Source organism: Aridibaculum aurantiacum (genome assembly GCF_017355875.1).
Classification (GTDB): domain Bacteria; phylum Bacteroidota; class Bacteroidia; order Chitinophagales; family Chitinophagaceae; genus Segetibacter; species Segetibacter aurantiacus.
In genome coordinates, this window is record NZ_JAFEWC010000001.1 from 693,957 (window position 1) to 719,475 (window position 25,519).

Genomic DNA, 25,519 nt, shown 5'->3' on the forward strand with positions numbered 1-25,519 from the left:
AGCATTATCAAGCGTGTTCGCCACATTTAGAGAAAGATCTCCCATAACTGTTATCTGGCTGTTCTTTTTGAGCATTGCTGTTCACAGCCATTTCTTTTTCGATCCTCCTGTAGTAGCTGCTGCCGAGGAAGATGGTTTGATCTCTCTATTCCTGAACAAGTATGTAGCAGGGTTACATCCTACTTTCATAATGGGAATCTTCCTGTTGTTAGTGCTGGTGCAAGCGCTTCGAATTAACTTTCTCTTCAACGATCAGCGAATGTTTAGCAAGCCGTCGTTCCTTACGGCTATGACCTACATATTGCTAACGGGCATGTTTGAAGAATGGTCCAACGTCACACCTGCGTTGGTCATCAACCTGCTGGTGATATGGCTGTACTCTATGTGTACACGCATGTATGGGGCGCAAAATCCCAAGAGCTTATTGTTCAATATCGGGTTGGTGATTGGAGTATGTATCATATTGTATCATCCATCTACGCTGCTGGTATTGGTAGCTATGTTTGCTTTATTGATTGTTCGTCCGTTCAATATCACAGAATGGATCGTGCTGTTAATGGGCGTTGTTTCACCATTTTATTTCCTGTTCTCATTTTTATACCTGACTGACCGGCTGCAGCGCCTGGAGCAGTATGTACCTGAGTGGCAACTGAACCTGCCAGGCGTGCAATCACCTTTGATGTTTGCTATCACCATTGGTGTAATCATTATCTGTTTATTGATCGGCATTTACTACTGGCAGATAGCCAGCCGCCGTATGTTGATACACATCAGGAAAAACTGGGCAGTCTTAACGGTGATGTTGCTGGTAATGATACCGCTGCCCTTTGTAATAAAAAATGCGGCTCTTGATAGTTTACTGTTGTGGATCATCCCAGTTAGTCCATTTATAGCTAAAGGCTTCTTAAGTCCGAAGCGACGCACACTACCCGGCATAATGTTCTGGGTTCTATTCCTTTTGGGACTGTTCAATACGTGGGAAGCTCTTAAAAATTACAACAGTTTTTAGATTTCTGCTTTTACCTTTGATGCTCAGTACTACAGGTACAGCTACTAATCAATTAGTAGCTTTCTCCCTGGCAAATCAACACCTACATGAAATTTGGAATAGTAGTTTTTCCTGGTTCTAATTGCGACAGAGATATGCAGGACGCCCTGCAGAATCACCTGAATAAAGAAGTGGTAATGCTTTGGCATAAAGACAAAGACATCAGCATGTTTTCTACTGATGACTGCATTGTGCTGCCAGGTGGTTTCTCGTATGGCGACTACCTCCGTTGTGGTGCTATTGCACGCTTTAGCCCAATGATGCAGAGTGTAATTGATTTTGCCAACAGGGGCGGAAAAGTATTAGGAGTATGTAACGGCTTCCAGATACTGTGCGAAAGCCACTTGCTGCCGGGTGTATTGTTGCAAAACAAAAATCAACAATTCATTTGCAGCAATGTTTACATCAAAGGACCTAATACTGAAGCTCTAAAAATTCCTATAGCACATGGCGAAGGAAGGTATTATGCCGATGATAAATTGCTTGATGAACTAGAGAAGAACAACCAGGTACTTTTTACCTACTGCAGCGATGAAGGTGTGGCTAATGAATTCTGCAATCCAAATGGAGCATGCAGGGGCATAGCCGGTATCCGCAATAAAGAAGGTAATGTATTTGGAATGATGCCTCACCCTGAAAGAGCCGTTTCGCCATTATTGGGTAACACAGATGGCAAAAAGGTTTTTGAACTACTTGGTTTGAATTAACAATATTGGAGGAACTTTTCTCTGCCACTATTCGTTTATAAAAAAAAGATATGCGCACACTTATAATTTTAATTGCAGCAGTACTGGTTGGTAATGGTGCAATGGCCCAGATAAAAGATCCTGTGAAGTGGACGGCCACCAGCGTAAAGAAGGGTGACTCTTATCTTGTTATCCTTTCCGCTACATTGCCTAAGCCGTGGCATATTTACTCGCAGCATACTGGTAAGGGTGGTCCTTTACCTACAACTATAAAGTTTGCCCAAACGCCGCTTCTTACTTTTACTGGTGCAGTAAAAGAAGTAGGAAAGCTGAAAGAGGAATACGATTCCAACTTTGACACCAAAGTAAAATATTACGGAGAGAAGGTAGACTTTGTACAAACTGTAAAAGTAAAAGGCAATATAAAGACCAACGTAAACGTAACGGTTGAATACATGACCTGCGACGACAGTCAGTGCCTGCCGCCAACAAAGAAAACGTTCAATGTTTCTTTGTAAATAACCTGCTAAACACATGACAAGATTTTATTCAGTAGTCTTATTACTGGCCATTATATTTTCTTCTTTACAACTTACTGCACAGGACACACCTCCTGTGCATTTTAGTTTTAGTGCACACCGCGATGTAGATCAGAAAGCTTTTGTTCTGATCAAGGCTAAGGTTAGCAGGGGGATGTTGTTTAGCGCCATCAAAAAAACACCTGATGATATGTTCCTATCATCGGTGAATTTTGATACTGCAGCACGCAAGTTCATCATTGACAGTTTACAGGAGAATGGTAATATAAAAAATGAAGCATTGGATGCTACAGGTGGAGTAGTGGTTCGCTATACACCTGATAGCGTGGAATGGCGCCAACCGCTGAACATACCAGCAACAGATAGCTTGATAGTAAAAGGTTCGGTTGTGTGGTTGGTACTTGCTGATAGTGTTTTTCTGAATGAAGAAGTGACTTTTGATGTCCAGGTGCCTGCTGCGCCTTCTAGAGATGAAGGAAAGAAAGAAGAGAAGGAGGAAACACTGGCCACCATTTTCTGGATCTGTCTGGGTACGGGATTACTAGCAGTATTTACGCCTTGTGTTTTTCCATTGGTACCTGTAACTGTAAGCTTCTTTTTGAAGAAAGGAAAAACTAGGGCAGAGGGTGTAACCAACGCCTTGTGGTATTCTATTTCTATCATACTTATTTATACTATTCCCACCATTATACTTACGCTCATCTTTGGTGATAAGATACTCTATACTATTTCCACGCACCCGGTAAGTAATCTATTCTTCTTTGTCATCTTCATCATATTTGCCATTTCATTCTTCGGTGCTTTTGAACTTACGCTTCCTAACAGTTGGGCAAATAAAGCGGATGAGAAAGCAGGAAAAGGTGGCTTCTTCGGTATCTTCTTTATGGCGCTTACTTTGGTTATTGTAAGCTTTAGTTGTACTGGTCCTATAGTAGGTTCTTTACTTGGAAAAACAGCTGCTGAAGGTGTAGGTCTTGCACCAGTGTTGGGTATGCTTGGTTTTGGATTAGGGTTAGCACTGCCATTCTCTTTGTTTGCTTTTTTCCCAAGCATGCTAAAGAGCCTGCCTAAGAGTGGTGGCTGGTTAAATACAGTGAAAGTGACCTTTGGATTTATTGAGCTGGCTCTTGCGCTTAAGTTCCTTTCGAATGTGGATCTTGCTTACCACTGGCGCTTGCTCGATAGAGAAGTATTCCTGGTGTTCTGGATTATCATTTTCCTGTTGCTGGGCTTTTACTTACTGGGTAAACTAAAGTTTAGCCACGACAGCGACCTGCCTTATATAACTGTTCCTCGTTTATTTTTCGCGATAGCTTCCTTCAGCTTTGCGTTGTATATGTTCCCTGGTTTATGGGGCGCTCCGTTAAAAGGTATCGGTGGATGGCTGCCACATACCAGCACGCAAGACTTCAACTTGCATGAACTTAAATATAAATTGGAAGGATTGAAGGGTACTACGTCTTCAAGTGGAAGTAGTGCTTCAGCAGCTTTGCCGCCAAAGAAGCTGACAGATAAACTACATGCGCCACTAGGGCTGGTAAGTTATTTTGATCTTGAGGAAGGTATGGCTGCAGCGAAAGCTTTGAACAAACCTGTGATGCTTGATTTTACAGGTCATAGCTGTGCTAATTGCCGGAAGATGGAAGCCGAGGTTTGGGATGATCCGGAAGTGCTGAAGTTGCTGCGCGATGATTTTGTTCTTGTTAGTCTGTACGTAGATGAATCTACTGACCTACCAATGAATGAACGATACGTAAGTAAGGATGGAGTGAACGTAACTACAGTAGGGCAGAAAAACCTCGACTACGAGATCACCAAGTTTGGCTTCAATGCCCAGCCGCTCTATATGTTCCTTGATCTGAATGGTGTTCCTCTTAGCAACGAGAAGATCGGTTATGTTTCTAAAGAGGTTTTTGTAAACCACCTAAAGAAGGTGAAGCAAGAATTCGCAAACAGGACATCTAATCAAGAATAGCTTTCTCTTATTTCTTTCATAACACATAGTAACATATGATAATAGAGCACAGTAGAGTATTGCTTGAATTCTTCTATGTCCCTACTGTACCTATGTCACTATGTGTTATACTTTATTCAATCACATAGGAGCATAGAATGATAGAGCACAGTAGAAGCTGTGTGTCTACTGTACCTATGTCACTATGTGTTATACTTAATTAAAACACATAGGAGCATAGGATGATAGAGCACAATAGAATGAAATCATCTATAAGAAACTATGTGCCCTACTGTACCTATGTCACTATTTGTTATACTTTTTTCAATCAGATAGGAGCATAGGATGATAGAGCACAGTAGGATGAAATTATCTATAAGAATCTATGCGCCCTACTGTACCTATTTCTCTATGTGTTATACTTTATTCAAACACATAGGAACATAGGATGATAGAGCACAGTTGAATATTAAAGATTCTTTTATGTGCCCTACTGTACCTATGTCACTATGTGTTATACTTCATTGAAACAATCAGAAAATTAAAAAGCCTCCCTTCTAAAGGAGGCTTTTTGTCAATTCCATGATTGGGGGTGTGATAGATCAAAGAGATCTAACAGGTTAGTAAGTAAAAATTTATAGCGCGATCTGTTTTTCGGTTAACATTTTACGCATGTTGATCAATCCATAGCGCATACGGCCTAGAGCTGTATTGATGCTGCAGTTGGTCATTTGCGAAATTTCTTTAAAGCTAAGATCAGCATAGTGACGAAGTACGATCACCTCTCTCTGCTCTTCAGGAAGCATATCCAGCAGGCGACGAACACGGTCGTGGCTTTGGCTCTGCATCATTTTCTTTTCTGCACCATCTTCGCAAAAGTTGATCAGTTCGAAGATGTCGTGGTCATCGCTGGTCTTGATGGCTGGTGTACGTTTTACTTTGCGAAAGTGGTCAACACACAGGTTGTGTGCAATACGCATAGCCCATGGAAGAAACTTTCCTTCCTCTGTGTAACGGTTGTTACGGATCGTGTCGATGATCTTGATGAACACATCCTGGAAAAGATCTTCTGCCAGGTACTTGTCTTTTACAAGAAAAAGGATAGATGAGAAGATCTTGTCTTTGTAACGATTTACCAGTACTTCAAGTGCAGCACTGTTACCATCTTGAAAAGCATGAATTAGTTGGGTGTCGGATGCCAGGGTAAGTGTTTTCATAACTTTGGTTTTTGGACGAAGGATTATGGATAAATTTTGATACTGATTTAATCACGTTACTCGAACAATCTTGGGGTTTCCCTTTCGTAGACCGTTGTGAATAACATGATGTGAAGTAAGACAGAAGTAAGGAGTATAAATAATTGTTAAGGCCAAAAACATGCTCCAAAAAGCCACACTTCTAAAAGTTGGATTGCAGGATATGTGGCGTTTTTACCAATATTAATATTCTACTTATTGAGCAGCAGCAGGTTATACTTAATTTTTTCTCGTGTATCCCAAATTGAAAATGTGGCAAATTAATTTTCCAACTACTGGAACAATTTTCTTTTAGGCTGATAAAGTAAAACTATCCATCATCTGTGCTGGTTAATGGTATGTATTAACGCATTTATATGAATGCTACACTGTATTCATCTCTTCCAACCTACTTAATCTTAATATTTTTGCAGCTATGGCTAAAAGAACCAACACTGTGGCTACACCAAAGGAAGCTACAGGCAGCCGCGATACTAACGATACCATCCTGGTAAAGGGAGCGCGGGTGCATAATCTTAAGAATGTTACTGTAGCATTTCCTCGAAATAAATTCATAGTAGTTACTGGTGTTTCAGGCTCAGGTAAATCATCGCTTACCATTGATACTTTATTTGCAGAAGGCCAGCGTCGCTATGCTGAAAGCTTAAGTGCGTATGCAAGGCAGTTCATGGCGCGTATGAACAAGCCTGATGTTGATTTCATAAAAGGATTATGTCCTGCTATTGCCATAGAGCAAAAGGTTATCACACGCACACCGCGCAGTACCGTAGGTAGCATGACAGAACTATACGATTACCTGCGATTGATGTTTGCACGTGTTGGTCATAGTATATCTCCCATCAGTGGCAGAGAAGTAAAGAAAGATGATGTGCAGGATGTGGTAGATGCCATGAAAGCTTTGAATGAAGGTAGCCGCGTATTGCTGCTGGCCGTGTTCAAGCAACATGCTAATCGCAATGTGAAAGAGGAGTTGAACATACTGATGCAGAAAGGCTTTAGCCGTATGTATATATCCGCTGCAGAAGGTGTAGGTGAAACAGTACGTATAGAAGACCTGCTGGAGATGGATGAATACGAGCTGAACGTAAAAGTGAAACTGGATAAAGCCTCTACCAGTAAGCAAGCTAAGGCTAGTGATAAAACCAATGCTGCACTTCCTAATGTATATATACTGGTAGACAGGTTGGTGGTGAAAGAATTTGATGAAGATGATATACATCGTATAGGTGATAGTATCACTACCGCATTTTATGAGGGAGAAGGAGAGATGTACCTTGAAGTAGATGGCAACAACCTGCTTCACTTCAGCAACAAGTTTGAGCTGGATGGGATACAGTTTGAAGAGCCTGTTCCTAATCTCTTTTCTTACAACAATCCTTTTGGTGCCTGCCCTGTATGCGAAGGTTTTGGACAGGTATTGGGTATAGATCCTGACCTTGTTATTCCAGATAAAAGACTAAGCCTGTATGAAGGTGCTGTAGCTCCATGGAAAGGAGAGAAGATGGGCCTATGGAAAGAGAATTTTATACGTGTTGCAAAAATGTTCAGCTTCCCTGTTCATAAACCTATTGCTGATCTTACCAAAGAAGAGTACGATGTATTATGGAAGGGAAATAAGTATGCTAATGGTATAGATGACTTTTTTAAAGAAGTAGAACAGAACCTTTATAAGGTACAATATAGGGTGATGCTTAGCAGGTATCGTGGTCGTACAACCTGCCACGAGTGTGAAGGATTTAGATTGCGTAAAGAAGCATTGTATGTAAAAGTAGCTTCCAAGCATATAGGTGAACTGTGCGAGATGCCTGTAAAAGATCTTTATGTATGGATAAGTCAGCTGCAGCTAAGCGAGTTTGATAAGCAAGTGGCAAAACGGATATTGATAGAGATCAATCACCGGTTGAAGACACTTATAGATGTAGGTCTTGGATACCTTACGCTCAATCGCCTGGCTAATAGCCTGAGTGGCGGAGAAAGCCAGCGTATACAACTTACTCGCAGCCTGGGTAGCAACCTCACCAATTCGCTTTACATACTAGATGAACCATCCATTGGCTTGCATAGCCGCGATACAGAAAAGCTGATCGGTGTACTGAAAGAGCTACGTGATCTTGGGAATACGGTAGTGGTGGTAGAGCACGATGAAATGATGATGCGGGAAGCAGATCATATTATAGATATGGGGCCGCTTGCCAGCCACCTGGGAGGTGAAGTAGTTGCAGAAGGTAATTACGATGCCATTATAGCAAATGAAGAAAGTCTTACAGGTAAATATCTAAAAGGTGAACTGCAGATAGAAGTGCCTAAGCGTCCGCGAAAGTGGATGAACAGCATCAAGGTAGAAGGTGCAAGGCATAACAACTTAAAGAATATAACGGTCCAGTTTCCGCTTAATGTACTATGCGTAGTAAGTGGTGTAAGTGGTAGTGGTAAGACAACGCTCATCAAACAAATTCTTTACCCTGGCCTGCAAAAGATAAAAGGTGAGTTTGCTGATAAAGTAGGTTTTCATAAATCTATAACCGGCGATATAGAAAGCATTGATCATATAGAGATGATCGATCAAAATCCTATTGGTAAATCATCGCGTAGTAATCCTGTTACTTATATAAAAGCTTACGACGAGATAAGAGATCTGTATGCAAAGCAGCCACTGAGTAAGATGCGTGGTTTTGCTGCCAAGCATTATTCTTTCAACGTGGATGGTGGCCGCTGCGATGCATGTAAAGGTGAAGGTGAACAGGTAGTAGAAATGCAGTTCCTTGCTGATGTCCATCTTGTGTGCGATGTGTGCAATGGCAAGCGTTTTAAAGAAGAGGTGCTGGAAGTAACGTACAAAGGCAAGAGCATACACGATGTACTGGAGCTAAGTGTAGATGAGGCAGTGGAATTTTTTAGTGCCGGGAAAGATGGTGCAGGTATAGCTAAAGCAATTCAGCCATTGCAGGATGTAGGTTTAGGCTATATAAAACTTGGACAGAGCAGCGATACACTTAGTGGTGGAGAAGCGCAGCGTGTAAAACTAGCAAGCTTCCTGGGCAAAGGCAAAGGAGCAGGACATATCCTTTTCATTTTTGATGAACCAACCACAGGTCTTCATTTTCACGATATCAAAAAGCTGCTGGCATCATTCAATGCACTGATAGAACAAGGGCATTCTATTATAGTAATAGAGCACAATACCGATGTTATAAAATCAGCTGATTGGGTCATCGATCTTGGACCCGAAGCAGGTGATGGCGGAGGTAGTTTGGTATACGCTGGTATACCTTCTGGATTAGCAGCAATAAAAGATAGTTATACAGGAAGGTTTTTATAAAAGCAGTTATTTATCAGGAGTATAAAAAAAATTTAAGGTGCAGCTGTGGACTGTTATTGATTAGTTAAAGCTAAATTGGCTCCTCAATAAAAACTCACACATGAGAAAACTGTACTTGCTCTTGGGAAGCATGCTCTTCCTGAACTTTACTTATGCTCAGTTATCAGGAAGCCAAATGGTTCCCTCGGCATCCTATCCAACTATTGCTTCAGCTGTTGCTGATGTCAATGTTCAGGGTGTAGGACCGGGAGGAGTTATCTTCAATATAGCTCCAGGCTATACTGAAACCATAACAGCTACTTTATCCCTAACAGCTACTGGAACAGCTGCTAATCCAATTACATTTCGCAGAGATCCTGCCGGTTCGGGAGCAAATCCAGTAGTGACTGCTTATACTACTGGTACTGCTACACCAGGTACAACATCTGCGGCATTAGATGGTATATGGAGGTTGGCTGGTTCAGACTATGTAACAATTGACGGTATCGATTTACAAGAAAATTCGGCCAATACTACTGCTGCTACCATGATGGAGTATGGCTTTGGTTTACTTAAAGCTAGTGCTACAGACGGTTGCCAGTATGTTACCATTCGTAACTGTACAATCACATTAAACAGAAATAATGTTACATCTGGAACCGCTGAGTCTACAGATGGCTCTGTAGGTATTTGGGTCGCTAACACTGTTGCGACAAACAATGTTACTGTTACTGTAACAAGCGCTGCAGGAACCAATTCGAACAACAGGTTCTACAATAACACCATCCAGAATTGTTATACAGGTATCTACCTGAGAGGTTTTGCAGCAGCATCTCCTTTTTCATTATACGACACAAACAATGACGTAGGTGGAACCGCAGCAGCAACAGGAAACATCATAAGAAATTATGGAGGCGGTACAAGTGGTACAGCAGTAGCATATGCTATAAGAACCATCTACCAGGCAAATTTCAACCTGTCATTTAATACAATCAATAATAATGATGGCAGTGGCGTAAATCATCCTGCAACACTAAGAGGCATTTTCACTTCTACTGCAACAAGTGTGAGTGGTACTATAAATAATAACACAGTTTCTCTTTCCGGTGCCGGTACTACACAAGCCGTAGTAGCAATTGAAAATGGATCTGGTGGTACAGCGGCTGGAAATACAATCAGCATCTCAAATAACATAGTGCAGAATATTACACAGTCAGCAGCTACCACAGGAACTTTTACTGGTATAGCTAATACTGTTTCTGCAGCCACTGTTAACATCAATGGGAATACTGTTTCAGGTGTTAGCCAGTCTGGTACAGGAACAGTGATTGGTATCCAAAACAGTGGTAGTCCTACTAATCTTACCATTAACAATAACACCATCAGTAACATTCAGAAAACGGGTGCTAGTGGTACTATTTATGGTATTAGTGTAGGTACTTCTATCGCTGTTGTATCGGGTAATATGATCAATGGCCTGGGCTTCAATAATACTTCAGGTACATCTTCTGCTACTTTATATGGTATTTATAGCTTAACCTCCCCAACAGGTGAAACTTTTACAGGTAATACTATCTATGATTTAAATATTGTTGGTGCCAGTACTTCTACATCGCACGTTTTAGGTGGAATTATTACCAATTCAGTAAGCTCATCGGTTAAAAATATTTCTCAAAATAATATTTACAACCTAAACATTAATTCTACAGGTGGTAGTGGTACAGTTACCGGGATAAATACTAGTACTGGTAACACTATCCTTATAGCCAGAAATAAAATAGGTGAGCTTACTGCATTTGGTTCTTCCAGTTCAGCAAGAGGTATTACAGTGAACTCAGGAACAACACTAAATGTGCAAAACAACCTGGTTGGTAACTTGTACACACCTTCTGCAAGTTCAGCAGATGCTATCAGGGGTATTAACCTTGCTTCTACTAGTGCCACTACTATCATAAATGTTCATTACAACACTGTGCGTTTAGACGCCAGTTCATCTGGTGCCAATTTTGGTACTTCTGCATTGTATGCTACTACATCTACCACAGCTACTACTGCTACTTTGAACATGGTAAACAATATCCTGGTGAACCTTTCTACGCCATCAGGTACAGGAGTGTCAGCTGCTTACCGTAGATCTAGTACATCACTTACTAACTACGGAAGCGCTTCTAACAACAATATGTTTTATGCAGGAACTCCTTCAGCAACCAATGTTATCTTTTTTGATGGAACCAACTCTGATCAAACACTGGATGCTTATAAGCAAAGAGTTGCTCCCAGAGATCAGAATTCAGTAACAGAAAATCCTATTTTTAGCAGTTTGATGGTAGCAGATGCAAATTACCTGCATCTTGATCCTACTGTTCCTACAAGGGCAGAAAGTGGCGGTACTCCTATATCAGGTATCACCGTAGATTATGACGGACAAACCAGGAACACAACTACTCCTGATATTGGTGCAGATGAATTTAACGGTATTGCAATTGACGAAACTGCTCCTGTCATCACCTACAATAATTTGGTTTCTAATTGTGAAACAGGAAATAAGCTGCTTGCTGCTACCATAACAGATGCTTCTGGTGTTCCAACTAGTGGTTCTTTGGTACCAAGAGTGTATTATAGAAAAGGAACAACTGGAGCTTGGTATTCTCAACCAGGTACATTAGTAGGCGGTAGTGCAACAAACGGTACATGGAACTTTACTATCCAACCTTCAGATTTTGGTGGACTTGTAACAGGCGATATTGTTCAGTATTATGTTATAGCTCAGGATGTAGTTACGCCTACTCCAAATATAAGTTCCAACCCTGCCGGTGTAGTAGCAACAGATGTTAATACAGTTTCTACACATCCTGCAACTTTAAATTCTTACACAGTTGGAGTTACTTTAAACGGTAATTACACAATTGGATCATCAGGTAATTATCCCACTATTGGTGATGCTGTTAATGCATATCATACAGCTTGTATAACAGGCAATGTTACATTTACCTTGATGGATGGTGCATATTCTTCAGAGACCTTCCCAATAGTTATCAGGTCTAACCCAGATGCGTCAGCAACTAAGACAATTACCTTCAAGCCAGAAGCAGGTATGGCTACTACCATCAGTGGTTCAAGTGCCGGTGCTATCATTAGGTTACTAGGTGCAGATTATGTTGTATTTGATGGTGTGAATACTGGTGGAAGTTCACTTACAATAGCTAATACCAATACAGGTACAAGTTCAAGTCTTATCTACCTTTCTCCGGCAAGCGCAACAGATGGTGCTACAAATAATATCATCCGCAATGTGACGCTTACAGGTAATACACCAACCACAACTTATGCTGCCATTGTATCGAGCAGCTCAACAACACTGGGTGGAGTAGCAGAGGCTGCTAACTCAAATAATATTTTCGAGAACAATACAATAACAGCTTTACAGTACGGTATTGTACTGGTAGGTCCAACTGGTAATGAAGTTAATAACGTAATCAGGGGAAATACAATTGGATCAGCAATAGCTGCTTCTAAAATCCAGTTAAATGGTATTGCGATCTTCCAACAGCAGAACGTTGAGATTTCAGGTAATAACATTTCAGGTGTATCATCTGCGGCTACTACTCCCGCTGCTTCTGGTTTGCGTATAGCAGGCACAATGTCGGGCGGTAATATATTCAACAACAAAATCTCAGATATCAAGAATACAGTATCTGGTGGTTGGGGTGCAAATGGTATACAACTAAATGCTTCAACTACAGCTTCTAATCTAACCATTTACAACAACTTCATTTGGGATGTTGCAGGTGTTGGTTATGCATCAGGTGTTGGCCTCAATGATAATGGATATGGTATCATTGCCGTGACTGGCGGTGGATATAATCTCTACTTCAATTCGATCAACCTAAACACTGACCAGACAACTGGTACCTCTGCTGCTATCAATATCACATCCGGTATCACCACAGCCAATTCACTAAACATTCGCAACAACATCTTTGCTAATACGCAAACAGCAAATACAAGGTATGCGATCTATAATGCAGCGGCTACTACAGTTTTCAACGACATAAACAACAATGATTACTTTACTACTGGTACCAATATCGGTTACTCAGGAAGCGCAGCTGTTGCAGATATTGCTGCGTGGAGAACTGCCACCGGTAAAGATGCTGCTTCAGTATCCGTAGATCCTCAATTCATTTCGCCAACTGATCTTCATCTTCAAACCTCATCTCCTCTAATCAATGCCGGTGTTACCATTGCTGGTATAACTAAGGATATTGATATGGAAGATCGTGATGCTACACCAGATATGGGTGCTGACGAAATTGTTACCACTCTTCCTGTTACCCTTTCCGATATTCGTGCTTTCCAGCATAATGCAGGTGTACAGGTAGAATGGAAGATCGCTACTGAAACTGATGTTAAGCATTATGAAGTTGAGCGTTCTGTTGATGGTCGTAGCTTTACTAAAGCGGGTACCGTTGCAGCAAGAGGCGCCGCTACCTATAACTGGTTAGATGCAATGCCATTCCAGGGCAATAACTACTACCGTGTACGTGTGGTAAACAACAATGGAAGCAGCCAGCTTACATCTGTTGTTAGAGTTTCTATCAGTAAAGGTGCAGCGGCCATTGTAGCTTATCCTAACCCTGTAAAGGGCGAAAGCTTCAACCTTGCACTGGATAATATGACTGCAGGTAACTATACCATCGTACTGACAAACCTGAATGGTCAGCGTGTTTACACCGAGATATTCAGTCATTCTGGTGGTTCTGCAAACCGTTCTGTAAGATTGCCTAATGGCTTGTCAAAAGGTACTTACCTATTGCAGGTTGTTGGTGAGAACAAGCAGTTCGTACAAAAGATAGTGAAGGACTAATCTTCACCTGTAATTGATCAAGCAAGGCCGCTCAACAAAATTGAGCGGCCTTTGTATTTACAGTTGTTGCCAAACGTGTTTTTGTAGTTCTGCGCTTTCAGCGTTTATTTGCCGCCATGAAGCCAACAACAGCTTCAGGTCACGCATATGTTTATCCTGTATAGAATTCTTACAATCTTCCTGAATGTCATGGCAATCATGCTGGGATTTTCTTTGTTGATGAGCCTGGCAGCTTTGTTGTCGTCACCAGTCAATTTGTTAAGTGCTTTCATCATCATTTCCATCCTGTTGTACACCTGGTTCTCAAACAAGTTCAGCCGGCAAGTGCTGCTGTTGAAACAGCCGGTCAAGCATTCTATGTACGATTGGATCAGGGTAAATGGCATAGTGTGCCTTATCTATAGCATTATCATAACTTTTGTTTCTTCTTTCCTTCTGATGAACCCGGGAATGCTTGCCCAGATCATGCAGAACATGCCGGCCAATATGCCTGTGCAAGCGGAAGACATGAACCGCCTTTTCATTTTTGTGCTCGTGTATGGTATCATCATGCTGGTGCATGTGCTGCTTACCTTCAACTATATTAAAAAGAACCGATCGTTTTTTGTAGAGACCAAAGAGTAGTTTTTCACTTTAGTTATAGAAGATTTTAGCTTGCTGGTGAGCGTTGGTGAAGTATTACTTCCGTTCATCCAATGGTTCTGCTTTAACCGGAACTATCATATTAATTTGGCTCCCTCCCAAAACACTGCACACCATGAGCCGTAATATCTTCTACTCTTTACTACTAGTAACTCTTTTTCCTATTGTTTCTGTAGCACAAAAAAACAACAAGCTGGGTGTTTTTATGGATTGCAAATGGGAATGGCTGTGCGACTTTAACTATGTACGGCAGGAAATCAAGATGGTTGATTTTGTACGTGACAGGTTTCTTGCCGACGTGCATGTGCTGGTGAATACAGAGTTCAGTGGCGGTGGTGGAGAGCAAAATACCATTGCGTTCATTGGTTTGAAATCTTTCAGTGGAAAGTCGGACACGCTCAGGTATTTCAACAATCCTACAATGACGGATGATGAAAAGCGAAAGCAGTTGGTAAAGTATGTGAAGCTTGGCCTGGTATCATATGTGGCAAAAAGTGGATTGGCCGAAGATCTCCAGATAAGTTATGTTTCGAAAGACACCACAGCCAGTATGGAAACAGCAGAGCAACAGCAAAAGGATAAATGGAACTTCTGGCAACTAAGAGTGGGTGCTTCAGGCTTCTTTAGTGGCAACCAGAATTTCAAAAATGAGAACATCAACAGCTACATCAGCAGTACAAGAGAAACCAATGCCAGTCGTACTAACATCAATGTTGATATGCAGTTCCGCAAGAGTGTATATGCTGTATCGGCTACTGAAAAAGAAACAGTTCAATTCCGTGATATAGGTGTAGAAGCTATCTATGTAAAAAAGCTTTCAGAACATTGGGGTGTAGGGATTGGCGGAGACGCTATGCATAGCTTGTTTCAAAACCTTGACCTTCGGACCTCTGTTCGTCCGCGGGTAGAATATAGCATCACGCCCTATAGCAAGTTCAATAGCGAGAGGATCATTGTTCGTTACCTGGTTGGGCCTGAGCTAAGCATGTATGGCGACACTACCATTTACTATAAGATCAAGGAGCTACAGGTAAAACATTCGCTGCAGGCAATTGCATCTTTTACCAAACCATGGGGAACAGTGAATGTAGGAGGTTTTTATTCTAACTACCTTTCAGACTTTAAGCAGAACAACCTTAGCTTCAGCGGCGGTATAAACTGGCGAATATTCAAAGGTTTCACCTTTGGTGCAGGCGGCAGCTATAGCATCATTCGCGACCAGATCAACATTAAGAAAGAAGATGCATCAGCCGCTGACGTACTCACACAGCGCAGGGCATTGTTGTCCGGCTATGACTATTTTGTAGGCGTTGGTTTTAGCTACACATTCGGCTCCATATTCAATAATGCTGTGTTTCCCGGCTTCAGAGGGCTTAGCTGGGGCTTGAACTTTTAACTACAGCTCATCTGCGTTGCAATTGCCCGGCGTTTAACTTCGCATGATGAACAGTAACGTACCCTTAGCTGAAAGATTGCGCCCGGCTTCTCTTGATGAACTGGCAGGGCAGCGGCATCTTACAGGCAAAGGCAGCATACTTAGAACATCTATTGAAAATGGTATTGTGCCTTCTATGATCCTGTGGGGGCCTCCGGGTGTAGGTAAAACCACCATTGCCAATATCATTGCAAATACACTTAGTATTCCTTACTTCCAGCTTAGCGCTATTAGTAGCGGCGTAAAAGATGTACGCGAGGTAATAGAGCAGGCGAAGCAGATGGAAAAAGCCATTCTCTTCATTGATGAAATTCATCGTTTCAATAAAGGTCAGCAGGATGCACTGCTAGGTGCTGTAGAAAAAGGAACCATAACACTGATAGGTGCTACTACAGAAAATCCATCTTTTGAAGTGAACGCGGCGTTGCTTAGTCGTTGCCAGGTATATGTATTGAAAGCTTTGGAAGAAGCTGATCTTGTACAACTGCTGAACGATGCCATTGAGCGTGATGAAGTACTACAACAGTACAGCGTTAGCTTGAAGGAAACAGCAGCATTGATTAATATATCTGGTGGTGATGCACGTAAGCTGCTTAACCTGCTGGAGTTAGTCATCACTGCATTCAGGGCAGGTGAAGGAGATAAGCCTGCTATTGAAATAACTGACGACCTTGTAATGAATGTGGCGCAGAAGCGCATTGCGCTATATGACAAGCAGGGTGAACAGCATTATGATATCATTTCTGCTTTTATAAAAAGTATGCGCGGCAGCGATCCTAATGGTGCAGTGTATTGGCTGGCACGTATGATAGAAGGTGGTGAAGATGTAAAGTTCATCGCACGCCGTATGCTCATTTTTGCTAGTGAAGACATAGGCAATGCAAATCCAAATGCCTTGCTACTGGCCAATGCTACTTTTGATGCGGTAGCTAAAATAGGTTATCCCGAAAGCCGCATCATCCTTTCTCAATGTGCCACTTACCTGGCTTCTTCTGCTAAAAGCAATGCGTCTTATGAGGCTATAGGTAAAGCATTGTCTGCCGTTTCACAACTAGGTGATCTGCCGGTTCCATTACACATCCGTAATGCACCCACTAAGTTGATGAAGGACATGAACTATGGCAAAGACTATAAATACTCCCATTCATTTGAAGGCAATTTTGCTGAGCAGGAGTACTTGCCAGATCAATTAAAAGGCGCCAAATTTTATGACCCGGGTAATAACGCACGGGAGAATGAATTGCGCAAGTTTCTGAAGGAGAAGTGGGGGAAGAAGTATGGATATTAGTCTAAGTTGGATGTGCGAAGTATGAAGTACGAATCGAAGTCAAAAGGAAAAAGTCAAAAAGCAAAAGTCAAAAGATGAAACGTCCTGCTTTATTGATGGAAGACTTTACGCAACTATCAAAAACCACAAGCTAACCTTCTTCTTATTCAACATTTCTTATTCATCATTCAACACAAACATCTAAACGTGCTCATCTTTCTCGACATACTTCTCACCATCATTCACCTGGTCATTATCGGGTTCAACCTGTTTGGCTGGATGTGGAAGAAGACACAGAAGGCGCACCTGTGGTTTGCCGGCCTCACCCTTGGCTCGTGGTTGATCCTTGGCATCTGGTATGGCCTTGGTTATTGCCCGGTAACGGACTGGCAGTGGCAGGTAAAAAGGCAACTGGGTGAATCGAACCTGCCCAACTCTTTCGTGAAGTATTATGCGGATAAAATAACTGGTACTGATATTTCCTCTGCATTGATTGATGCCGTTACAGCAGTAAGTTTTGCATTGGCTATAATGGCATCTTTATATGTCAACTTTGGCCGTAAGTCAAAGAGAAAGATCCATGTCCATTAAATTGTGAAATAATGTACAGTAGCTTGTGCTTCTGGCTCGAATTTTATTTTTACTATAGTTCTAAATTCAAAATCAAAAGATGATAAACAGGAAGTTTTTAATCATAGCATTTTTACTAGTTGCTAATGCAGTTTCATCGCAAACCATTATCAACCGTGATCCGGCTATTGAGACAATGGTGAAAGAGGTTTCAGCTGATTCACTGAAGAGCTATGTTAACCAGATGGTAAGTTTTGGAACACGCAATACATTAAGCTCCACCACACATCCTACGCGTGGCATTGGTGCCGCAAGAAAATGGGTGCTCAATAAATTCAACTCCTTTTCAAAAGATGCGAAAGGGCGGTTGTCTGCCATCATAGATACCACCACATACCACGCAGATGGACGCCGTGTAGATCGCTCCATCAACCTGGGAAATGTGGTAGCCACGCTGAAGGGAACAGACCCTGCTGATAACAGGATATTCATCATTACCGGCCACCTCGACAACATGCGTAGCTCACCAACTGACAGCATAGGGGATGCACCAGGTGCGAACGATGATGCCAGTGGCGTAGCAGCTGCATTGGAGTGTGCACGCATCATGAGCAAGCGATCGTTTCCTGCAACTATCCTCTTTGTAGCAGTAAGCGGTGAAGAGCAAGGATTGCTAGGCGCGGGCTATATGGCCAATAAGGCACGCAGTCAAAACTGGAACATTGAAGCTGTGCTGAACAACGACATCATGGGAAGCAACAACAGCAGCGAGACGAACATTATTGACAACACACGCATCAGGGTTTTTAGCGAAGCTTTCTCAACGCAAGACACCGGTCGCAGGGCACTTACCATCCGGCAGCTTGGACTGGAGAATGATGGTAAGGCAAGGCAGCTGGCGCGTTATGTAAAAGAAGTAGGAGAGCGCTATGTAGAAAACCTGGAGGTGGTGATGATCTACAGGAACGATCGTTTCCTGCGTGGCGGCGATCATACGCCTTTTGTAGATAAGGGTTATGCCGCCGTTCGTTTTACCGAAATGAATGAAAATTATTTTCACCAGCACCAGAATGTGCGCACAGAAAACGGCATTGTGTATGGCGACCTGCCTGAGTTCATGGACTTTGAATACCTGCGCAAAAACACGGCAATGAACCTTGCTAATCTTGCCAATCTTGCAAAAGCGACTGCAATGCCAGACTCAGTAAAAATAGAAGTAAGACGTCTATCTAACTACAGCTTCTTAAAGTGGCAGGCACCTAAAGCAGGTAAGGTAAAAGGTTATTATGTTTTGGTGAGGGAAACCACCAGCCCGGTGTGGCAGCGAAAGATTTTCACTAATCAACTAGAGATGCAATTGCCGGTATCTAAAGACAATTATTTCTTTGCTGTACAGGCTGTTAATGCAGATGGAAATGAAAGCTTGCCGGTGGTGCCTGCGGTGGGTCGATAAGCATTTTAGAAAGGGTAAACCAATCTTTAGTTTACCCTTTTTACATTGTCAAATTATGCTGATATAGAGTCATTTTCTCTTCAGGTTATTATTTCGTTTCTGTTGATCATCATGCGGATTATTGCATGACCGAAGACTGGAAATGCATAATTATGTTAGCAGATTTGTAATGCTTCTTAGTCTTCATCATAAAGAAATTGAACGCCCGTTAAACATTAGATAAGAACCTGAACGCACAGCTATATCCAATGTCCTGGTGTTACTTTTGGAAGTAAAGCATGGCTATGAAAATATTGAATTTATTAAGCATCCTTTTGTTGGTATGTACTTCTATTGTCTCATGCGATAAAAAGGAAAATTCATTACTGGCAGAATCGAATATGAAGAATATAAAGTACGGGGCAAATGCAGCGCAGGCAATGGATATTTATTTACCTGCAGGAAGAACAACAAATAATACTAAGGTTCTTGTTTTCATTCATGGTGGAAGTTGGAGCGGTGGTGATAAATCAGATTTTGATGGAGATATCAACGCAATCCGGGGCCAGCTCCAGGATTACGCGATTTTCAATATAAACTATCGTCTTGCTATTGGTGGTGCTAATCGTTTTCCTGCGCAAATAGAGGATATACAAATGGCACTTGAATTCATCGCCAATAACGCAGCAGAATACAGAATCAATCCATCAAAAATAGGATTGGTGGGTGCCAGTGCTGGAGCCCATCTTGGGTTGTTATATGCGTACAAGCACAACAGCAACGGCAACATAAAAGCAGTAGTGAATTTGTTTGGGCCAACCAATCTTACATCGTTGTATACTAGTCATCCTGTGCCTGCAGCAAGTCAGCCTGTATTGCAGAATTTTCTTGGCACAACACCTTTGGCTAATCCAACATTATATGCCAATGCAAGCCCCGTTAATTATGTTACCGCACAGTCGCCGGCAACACTCATTTTGCATGGCACCATGGATTATATTGTGCCTATCAGTCAATCTACAGAGCTACGCGCTGCACTTACATCGGCAGGTGCTAAAGTAGAAATGCACACCTATAATGGTGAGGGCCACGGATGGTATGGAACAACCTTACAAGATACCTACAGCCGTACTATTTCATTTGTAAAAGCTAATGTTCAATAATGCAGAATGTCTTCTGGAAGTGCAAGCCTTTTGATCAGCTTAGCCCGCATGAATTATATGCTATCATTCGCTTACGAAATGAAGTGTTCGTAGTAGAACAGAACTGTGTATTCCAGGATGCTGATGACAAAGATCAACGGTGCTTTCACCTGATGGGTTACCATGATAATCAACTGGTGGCATATACTCGTCTTGTACCTGCTGGTGTCAGCTATCCTGAAATATCTATTGGACGTGTTATCACTTCTCCTGCACATAGAGCATTGGGTTTTGGTAAAGCGTTAATGACACAATCCATTGATCATGCTTACCGATTGTTTGGTAAGCAGCCAATCCAGATAGGCGCCCAGTTATACCTAAAGAAATTCTACGAAAGCTTCGGCTTTGTGCAGGTAGGGGAGGTGTATGATGAAGATGGAATAGATCATATCCATATGGTGAAAGAGTAATTGATCTAGTATAGAAATAAAAAAGCCGGAGTACTAACTCCGGCTTTTTTTGTACATGCAACATGCTACTTCAGCTCTTCCACCAAATACCTGCCGGTATGGCTCTCTTTCACTTTTACAAGGTCTTCTGGGGTTCCTTCAAATAAAATTTGCCCTCCACCATCACCGCCTTCTGGCCCAAGATCTATGATGTGATCAGCTACTTTTATTACATCCAGGTTGTGTTCAATTACAAGCACCGTATTACCTCGGTCAACCAGTTTATTCAGTACATCCAGCAGGTGTTTTATATCCTGGAAGTGCAAACCAGTTGTAGGTTCATCGAGTATGTAAAATGTTTTACCCGTATCTTTTTTACCAAGCTCTGTTGCCAGCTTTACACGCTGTGCCTCGCCACCACTAAGCGTTACAGATGATTGACCAATGGTGATGTAACCTAAGCCAACATCCTGCAAAGCCTTTATCCTTCTGTGTAACCAATGGATATTCTGGAAAAATTCAACAGCTTCATCCACGGTCATATCCAATACATCACTGATAGATTTTCCTTTGTAGCGTATCTCTAATGTCTCACGATTGTAACGGCGCCCATTGCACTTTTCGCAAGGCACATATACATCCGGTAAAAAGTTCATTTCTATCACTCGCATACCGCCGCCTTCACACACATCGCATCTTCCGCCTTTTACATTGAATGAAAAACGACCCGCTGCATAACCACGAATTTTAGCTTCAGGTACTGCTGCAAACAAGGTTCTTATTTCGGTAAAGAAACCGCAATAAGTAGCAGGATTACTACGCGGCGTACGACCTATAGGGCTTTGATCAATTTCTATCACCTTATCAATGTGTTCAAGACCTTTAATGCTTTTGTAAGGCATTGGTGTCGTCTTGCTATCGTATGCATGCTTGCTTAGGATAGGGTACAAAGTTTCGCTTATCAGCGTACTCTTACCACTGCCACTTACACCAGTTATACAGATGAATTTCCCTAAAGGAAAATTGACAGACACATTCTTCAGGTTGTTACCTGTTACACCTTTTAGTTCCAGCTTTTTGCCGTTGCCAGCCCTGCGTGTGGCAGGTACTTCTATCTTCTTTTTTCCCTGCAGGTAATGCGATGTTTCGGAGCCCGAAGCCAATACTGATTTTGGATCTCCTTGTGCTACCACCTGGCCTCCATGCCTGCCTGCACGTGGACCAATATCAATCAGATGATCAGAGGCCAGCATGATGTCTTTGTCATGTTCTACCACCAGCACGCTGTTGCCTATATCACGCAGGTTCTTTAGTGCACTTATCAGTTGCTGGTTATCTCGCTGGTGCAGGCCAATACTTGGCTCATCCAGTATGTATGTTATTCCTTGCAGTTGCGAACCAATTTGCGTAGCCAAACGTATACGCTGGCTCTCGCCACCACTGAGTGTTTTTGACGAGCGATTAAGCGTGAGATATGTAAGTCCTACGTCCAGAAGAAACTGTAGTCGCTCTCTTATTTCTTTCAGAATATCTTTTGCGATCGTGTTCTGCTTTTTGTTCAATCGCTTCTCAACATCCGAGAACCATTTGTGCAGTTTATCCAGGTTCAACTGACTTAATTCTGCTATGTTCTTTTCGTCTACTTTAAACCATAAACTTTCTTTCTTCAACCGCGCTCCACCACAGGATGGACAATCTTTCAAAGACATGAATTTCTCAACCCAATCCCTTAGTGATTCACTGCTGCCGGTGGCAAACCATCGCTTCAGCATGTTCACTATTCCTTCGTATTCTGTAGCATAAATATTTCCTTGTACTGGTTCAAATACTTCTTCTGCATCCAGGCTACTTTCTTCTACATCTTCCTTACCATACAAGATCACATTCATCGCTTTTTGCGAAAGATCTTTCAGTGGCTTATCGACGCTGAACTTATGCTTCTTGCTTAGCTGCACAATCTGTTTGTAGATGAAAGCTTCACGCTCTTCGCCAAGAGGTGCAATTGCACCTTCTTTTATGCTCTTATTCCAATCAGGGATTACAGCTTCCATGTTTACCTGGTACACACTTCCTAAACCTTTACAAGTAGGACATGCACCATATGGAGAGTTAAAAGAAAATGCATTGGGTGAAGGTTCTTCGTAACTGATGCCGGTATCCGTACACATTAGTTGTTTGCTGTATTGTACTACCTGGTCATCCGGTTTCTTTTTGTCGGTAGCTGTATCATGCACTACGATAAACATCAGGTCTTTCCCAAGTTGCAAAGCCTTTTGCACGCTCTGGCTCAGGCGTACTTTCATATCGTCGGAAGCCTGCAGCCTGTCAACCACCAGTTCTATATCGTGGATCTTATAACGGTCTACCTGCATTCTTTCCTTTAGGTCCACTATCTCACCATCCACTCTTACTTTCAGGTAGCCTTTCTTTCTTACGTCTTCAAACAGTTCGCGGTAGTGTCCTTTACGTCCTCGTATCAGGGGAGCAAGTACAGTGATCTTCCTGTCTTTGTAGCGGGTAAAGATATTTTCAACAATCTCTTCTTCACTCCACTTCACCATCTTCTTGCCTGTATTGTAGCTGTATGCATCGCCAATACGTGCGTACAGCAAACGAAGAAAATCATACACTTCAGTAATGGTTCCAACAGTAGATCTTGGGTTCTTACTCGTGGTCTTTTGCTCAATAGAAATTACAGGACTAAGGCCGGTGATCTTCTCTACATCGGGGCGCTCCATATCACCAATAAATTGGCGTGCATAAGCGCTAAAACTTTCCATGTAGCGTCGTTGCCCTTCGTTGTAAATAGTGTCAAAAGCAAGTGATGATTTACCACTGCCACTAACACCTGTTATTACTACCAGCTTATTTTTTGGGATAGAGATATCAATATTCTTCAGGTTGTGCACCCGTGCTCCATACACTTCTATTGCTTCATCTACGCCATTTGCATTAGTAGTTTCTATATCGTTCGGAGCTTTCGATTTTGCCTTAGCCATAAATTTTAAAAGTGTACAAAAGTAGCCAAAAGCAAGGCGCAAAAGGTTTGGCAGCTGGCTGTTGCAGCAGTTTATATTGTTAAAAAAGATGTTGCTTCTGCTTCAACATTACCTATTATTTCTTCGCTATGATTCGTTTTGCCTGATTAGATGAAATCCTTATTTACATCCACTAAACCCTTCATTCGCAAAGGGTTTGGTTGGTTTGGTAAAAATTTTTCAAAAAAAATTTTGTTCGTTTAAAACTTTCACCACTACATTTGCTGCAGTTCTTTTCACATCACTTATCAAGAAAGGCAGAGGGTTATGGCCCTGTGAAGCCTTGGCAACCCTTACATCTCACGCAGTTGTAAGAAGGTGCCAACTCCATCCCGCAAAGCGGGACAGATAAGTCAGCGTAAAGTTTGAAACATACTGAACCAATAGGTTCAAAAACATATCAAGCTCACCTGACTTACCGGGTGAGCTTTTTTTATGCCCTGATCAAGCATAAAGCTCCCCAGGTAAGACCTCTTCATCTCTTGTTAAGTGCTGCGAGAAAACATTGTCTAATCAAAAATTTTGAATCGTTTCTGTCCTCACCCGGCCAGCAACACAACACTTAACAACCATGAGCAACGCAACACAACTCATCCACAGCATCCCGGTAGATCCACTTACAGGTTCCATTTCAGTTCCTATCTACCAGACATCTACGTTTGTACAAGAAGCACCGGGCGTTAATAAAGGCTTTGATTATGCACGTACCAACAACCCGACAAGAGCCACGCTCGAAACCATCATTGCGCAGCTTGAAGGTGGTACTACAGGTATTGCATTTGGAAGTGGTTTGGCTGCCATAGACTCAGTTCTCAAGTTGCTAAAAGCTGGCGACGAAATAGTAGCGGTGGATGATATTTACGGCGGTGCGTTTCGCCTCTTCACGCACATCTACGAGAAGTTTGGAATAACAGTGAAATATGTTGATACAACGGATGTAGAAAATGTATTCAACGCTGTTTCTGAAAAGACAAAGTTGATATGGATAGAAACACCAACAAATCCTACGCTAAAAGTATCTGACATTGCAGCTATTGCAAAAGTGGCTAAAGCCAATCGGTGTTTACTTTGCGTGGATAATACTTTTGCTTCACCCGCCTTACAAAAGCCTCTTGCGCTGGGAGCTGATATTGTAGTGCACAGTGCTACAAAATATCTTGGTGGCCACAGCGATCTCATTGCTGGCTTAGTAGTAACCAAAGAACAGGAGCTAGGCGACAAGGTCAAGTTCATTCAAAATGCAAGTGGTGCCATTCTTGCTCCATTCGACAGCTGGCTGGTAATACGGGGTATAGAAACATTGCACCTGCGTGTAAAGCAACATTGTGCTAACGCACAGGTTGTCGCTGAATTTTTACAAGATCATCCGTTGGTTGATAAAGTGTTTTATCCTGGTCTTCCATCGCATCCAAATCACGAGGTAGCAAAGAAGCAATCAACAGGCTATGGTGGTATTGTTTCTTTCTCTCTGAAGATTGATACAGAAGAAGCGGCTACCAGGTTCATCACATCTACGCATTACTTCAAGTTGGCAGAAAGCCTTGGTGGCGTAAAAAGCTTGTTGTGCCACCCGGCTACAATGACTCACAAATCTATTCCTGCAGATAAAAGAAGAGCTGCCGGTGTTGCTGATAGTTTGATAAGGCTTTCCGTTGGGTTGGAAGAATCTGCAGACCTTGTAAATGATCTTTCACAAGCATTTGAAGTGCTGCAAAAGCAGCCAGCAGCAAGCGTTTCAGCAGTTTCTGCAACTACCTAGCAAAAATATTTTTGAAATTCTCAACACTTAGGTTCTAACTTAGATTTCAATGATCAGCACAACAAGTCATATCTCTTCATTCAGCAAAACAGTTTCTTTTGTTTGCTGTTGTTGTTGCTGTTGTTGTCTCTAACATC

At 42.1% G+C, this 25,519-nt stretch carries 16 protein-coding genes and 1 riboswitch; of the genes, 14 read left to right on the forward strand and 2 right to left on the reverse strand.

The annotated features are described in order from the left end of the window. Nucleotides 1-13: 13 nt before the first annotated feature. From J4N22_RS03040 to J4N22_RS03055, 4 genes are all read left to right on the forward strand, one after another. Entirely contained in the window at nucleotides 14-1,009 is a 996-nt protein-coding gene (locus J4N22_RS03040; protein WP_207492236.1) for a hypothetical protein, read from the forward strand. Nucleotides 1,010-1,095: 86 nt separating this feature from the next. Continuing rightward, nucleotides 1,096-1,755, forward strand: coding sequence for a phosphoribosylformylglycinamidine synthase subunit PurQ (purQ, locus tag J4N22_RS03045; protein WP_207492237.1), 660 nt, complete (start codon nucleotides 1,096-1,098; stop codon nucleotides 1,753-1,755). Between the two features lie 50 nt (nucleotides 1,756-1,805). Then, nucleotides 1,806-2,252 carry a protein-disulfide reductase DsbD domain-containing protein gene (locus tag J4N22_RS03050; RefSeq protein ID WP_207492238.1) on the forward strand — a complete coding sequence of 149 codons (447 nt, stop codon included), beginning with the start codon at nucleotides 1,806-1,808 and terminating at the stop codon, nucleotides 2,250-2,252. A 16-nt stretch (nucleotides 2,253-2,268) separates the two neighbouring features. Further along, on the forward strand, nucleotides 2,269-4,248 hold the full coding sequence (locus tag J4N22_RS03055; protein ID WP_207492239.1) for a protein-disulfide reductase DsbD family protein: 1,980 nt from the start codon (nucleotides 2,269-2,271) through the stop codon (nucleotides 4,246-4,248). A gap of 614 nt (nucleotides 4,249-4,862) precedes the next feature. On the opposite strand, the gene J4N22_RS03060 is transcribed toward J4N22_RS03055, so the two are convergent. Continuing rightward, nucleotides 4,863-5,444, reverse strand: a complete 582-nt coding sequence (locus J4N22_RS03060; protein WP_207492240.1) for an RNA polymerase sigma factor — start codon at nucleotides 5,442-5,444, stop codon at nucleotides 4,863-4,865. Nucleotides 5,445-5,898: 454 nt separating this feature from the next. On the opposite strand from J4N22_RS03060, the gene uvrA (J4N22_RS03065) reads away from it, so the two are divergent. From uvrA (J4N22_RS03065) to J4N22_RS03105, 9 genes are all read left to right on the forward strand, one after another. Then, nucleotides 5,899-8,802: an excinuclease ABC subunit UvrA gene (uvrA, locus tag J4N22_RS03065; protein WP_207492241.1), complete on the forward strand. Its 2,904-nt coding sequence runs from the start codon at nucleotides 5,899-5,901 to the stop codon at nucleotides 8,800-8,802. A 100-nt stretch (nucleotides 8,803-8,902) separates the two neighbouring features. Then, complete coding sequence (locus J4N22_RS03070; RefSeq protein ID WP_207492242.1) at nucleotides 8,903-13,648, forward strand: T9SS type A sorting domain-containing protein; 4,746 nt, start codon at nucleotides 8,903-8,905, stop codon at nucleotides 13,646-13,648. Nucleotides 13,649-13,837: 189 nt separating this feature from the next. Further along, on the forward strand, nucleotides 13,838-14,272 hold the full coding sequence (locus J4N22_RS03075) for a hypothetical protein (protein WP_207492243.1): 435 nt from the start codon (nucleotides 13,838-13,840) through the stop codon (nucleotides 14,270-14,272). Nucleotides 14,273-14,405: 133 nt separating this feature from the next. Continuing rightward, nucleotides 14,406-15,686, forward strand: a complete 1,281-nt coding sequence (locus J4N22_RS03080) for a hypothetical protein (RefSeq protein WP_207492244.1) — start codon at nucleotides 14,406-14,408, stop codon at nucleotides 15,684-15,686. 46 nt (nucleotides 15,687-15,732) lie between these two features. Then, a complete protein-coding gene (locus J4N22_RS03085; RefSeq protein ID WP_242692033.1) occupies nucleotides 15,733-17,013 on the forward strand; it encodes a replication-associated recombination protein A in 1,281 nt (426 codons plus the stop codon). 186 nt (nucleotides 17,014-17,199) lie between these two features. After that, nucleotides 17,200-17,583, forward strand: a complete 384-nt coding sequence (locus J4N22_RS03090; protein WP_207492246.1) for a DUF2784 family protein — start codon at nucleotides 17,200-17,202, stop codon at nucleotides 17,581-17,583. 79 nt (nucleotides 17,584-17,662) lie between these two features. Then, nucleotides 17,663-19,015, forward strand: coding sequence for a M28 family metallopeptidase (locus J4N22_RS03095; protein WP_207492247.1), 1,353 nt, complete (start codon nucleotides 17,663-17,665; stop codon nucleotides 19,013-19,015). Between the two features lie 284 nt (nucleotides 19,016-19,299). Then, nucleotides 19,300-20,157, forward strand: a complete 858-nt coding sequence (locus tag J4N22_RS03100) for an alpha/beta hydrolase (RefSeq protein ID WP_207492248.1) — start codon at nucleotides 19,300-19,302, stop codon at nucleotides 20,155-20,157. Beyond that, nucleotides 20,157-20,606, forward strand: a complete 450-nt coding sequence (locus J4N22_RS03105) for a GNAT family N-acetyltransferase (protein WP_207492249.1) — start codon at nucleotides 20,157-20,159, stop codon at nucleotides 20,604-20,606. The genes J4N22_RS03100 and J4N22_RS03105 overlap by 1 nt, the downstream gene beginning before the upstream one ends. A gap of 65 nt (nucleotides 20,607-20,671) precedes the next feature. On the opposite strand, the gene uvrA (J4N22_RS03110) is transcribed toward J4N22_RS03105, so the two are convergent. Continuing rightward, nucleotides 20,672-23,584, reverse strand: a complete 2,913-nt coding sequence (gene uvrA / locus J4N22_RS03110; protein ID WP_207492250.1) for an excinuclease ABC subunit UvrA — start codon at nucleotides 23,582-23,584, stop codon at nucleotides 20,672-20,674. A gap of 281 nt (nucleotides 23,585-23,865) precedes the next feature. Continuing rightward, nucleotides 23,866-23,978, forward strand: a riboswitch (SAM riboswitch). A 216-nt stretch (nucleotides 23,979-24,194) separates the two neighbouring features. Here uvrA (J4N22_RS03110) and J4N22_RS03115 point away from each other — a divergent pair. After that, on the forward strand, nucleotides 24,195-25,382 hold the full coding sequence (locus J4N22_RS03115) for a trans-sulfuration enzyme family protein (protein ID WP_207492251.1): 1,188 nt from the start codon (nucleotides 24,195-24,197) through the stop codon (nucleotides 25,380-25,382). Nucleotides 25,383-25,519 lie beyond the last annotated feature (137 nt).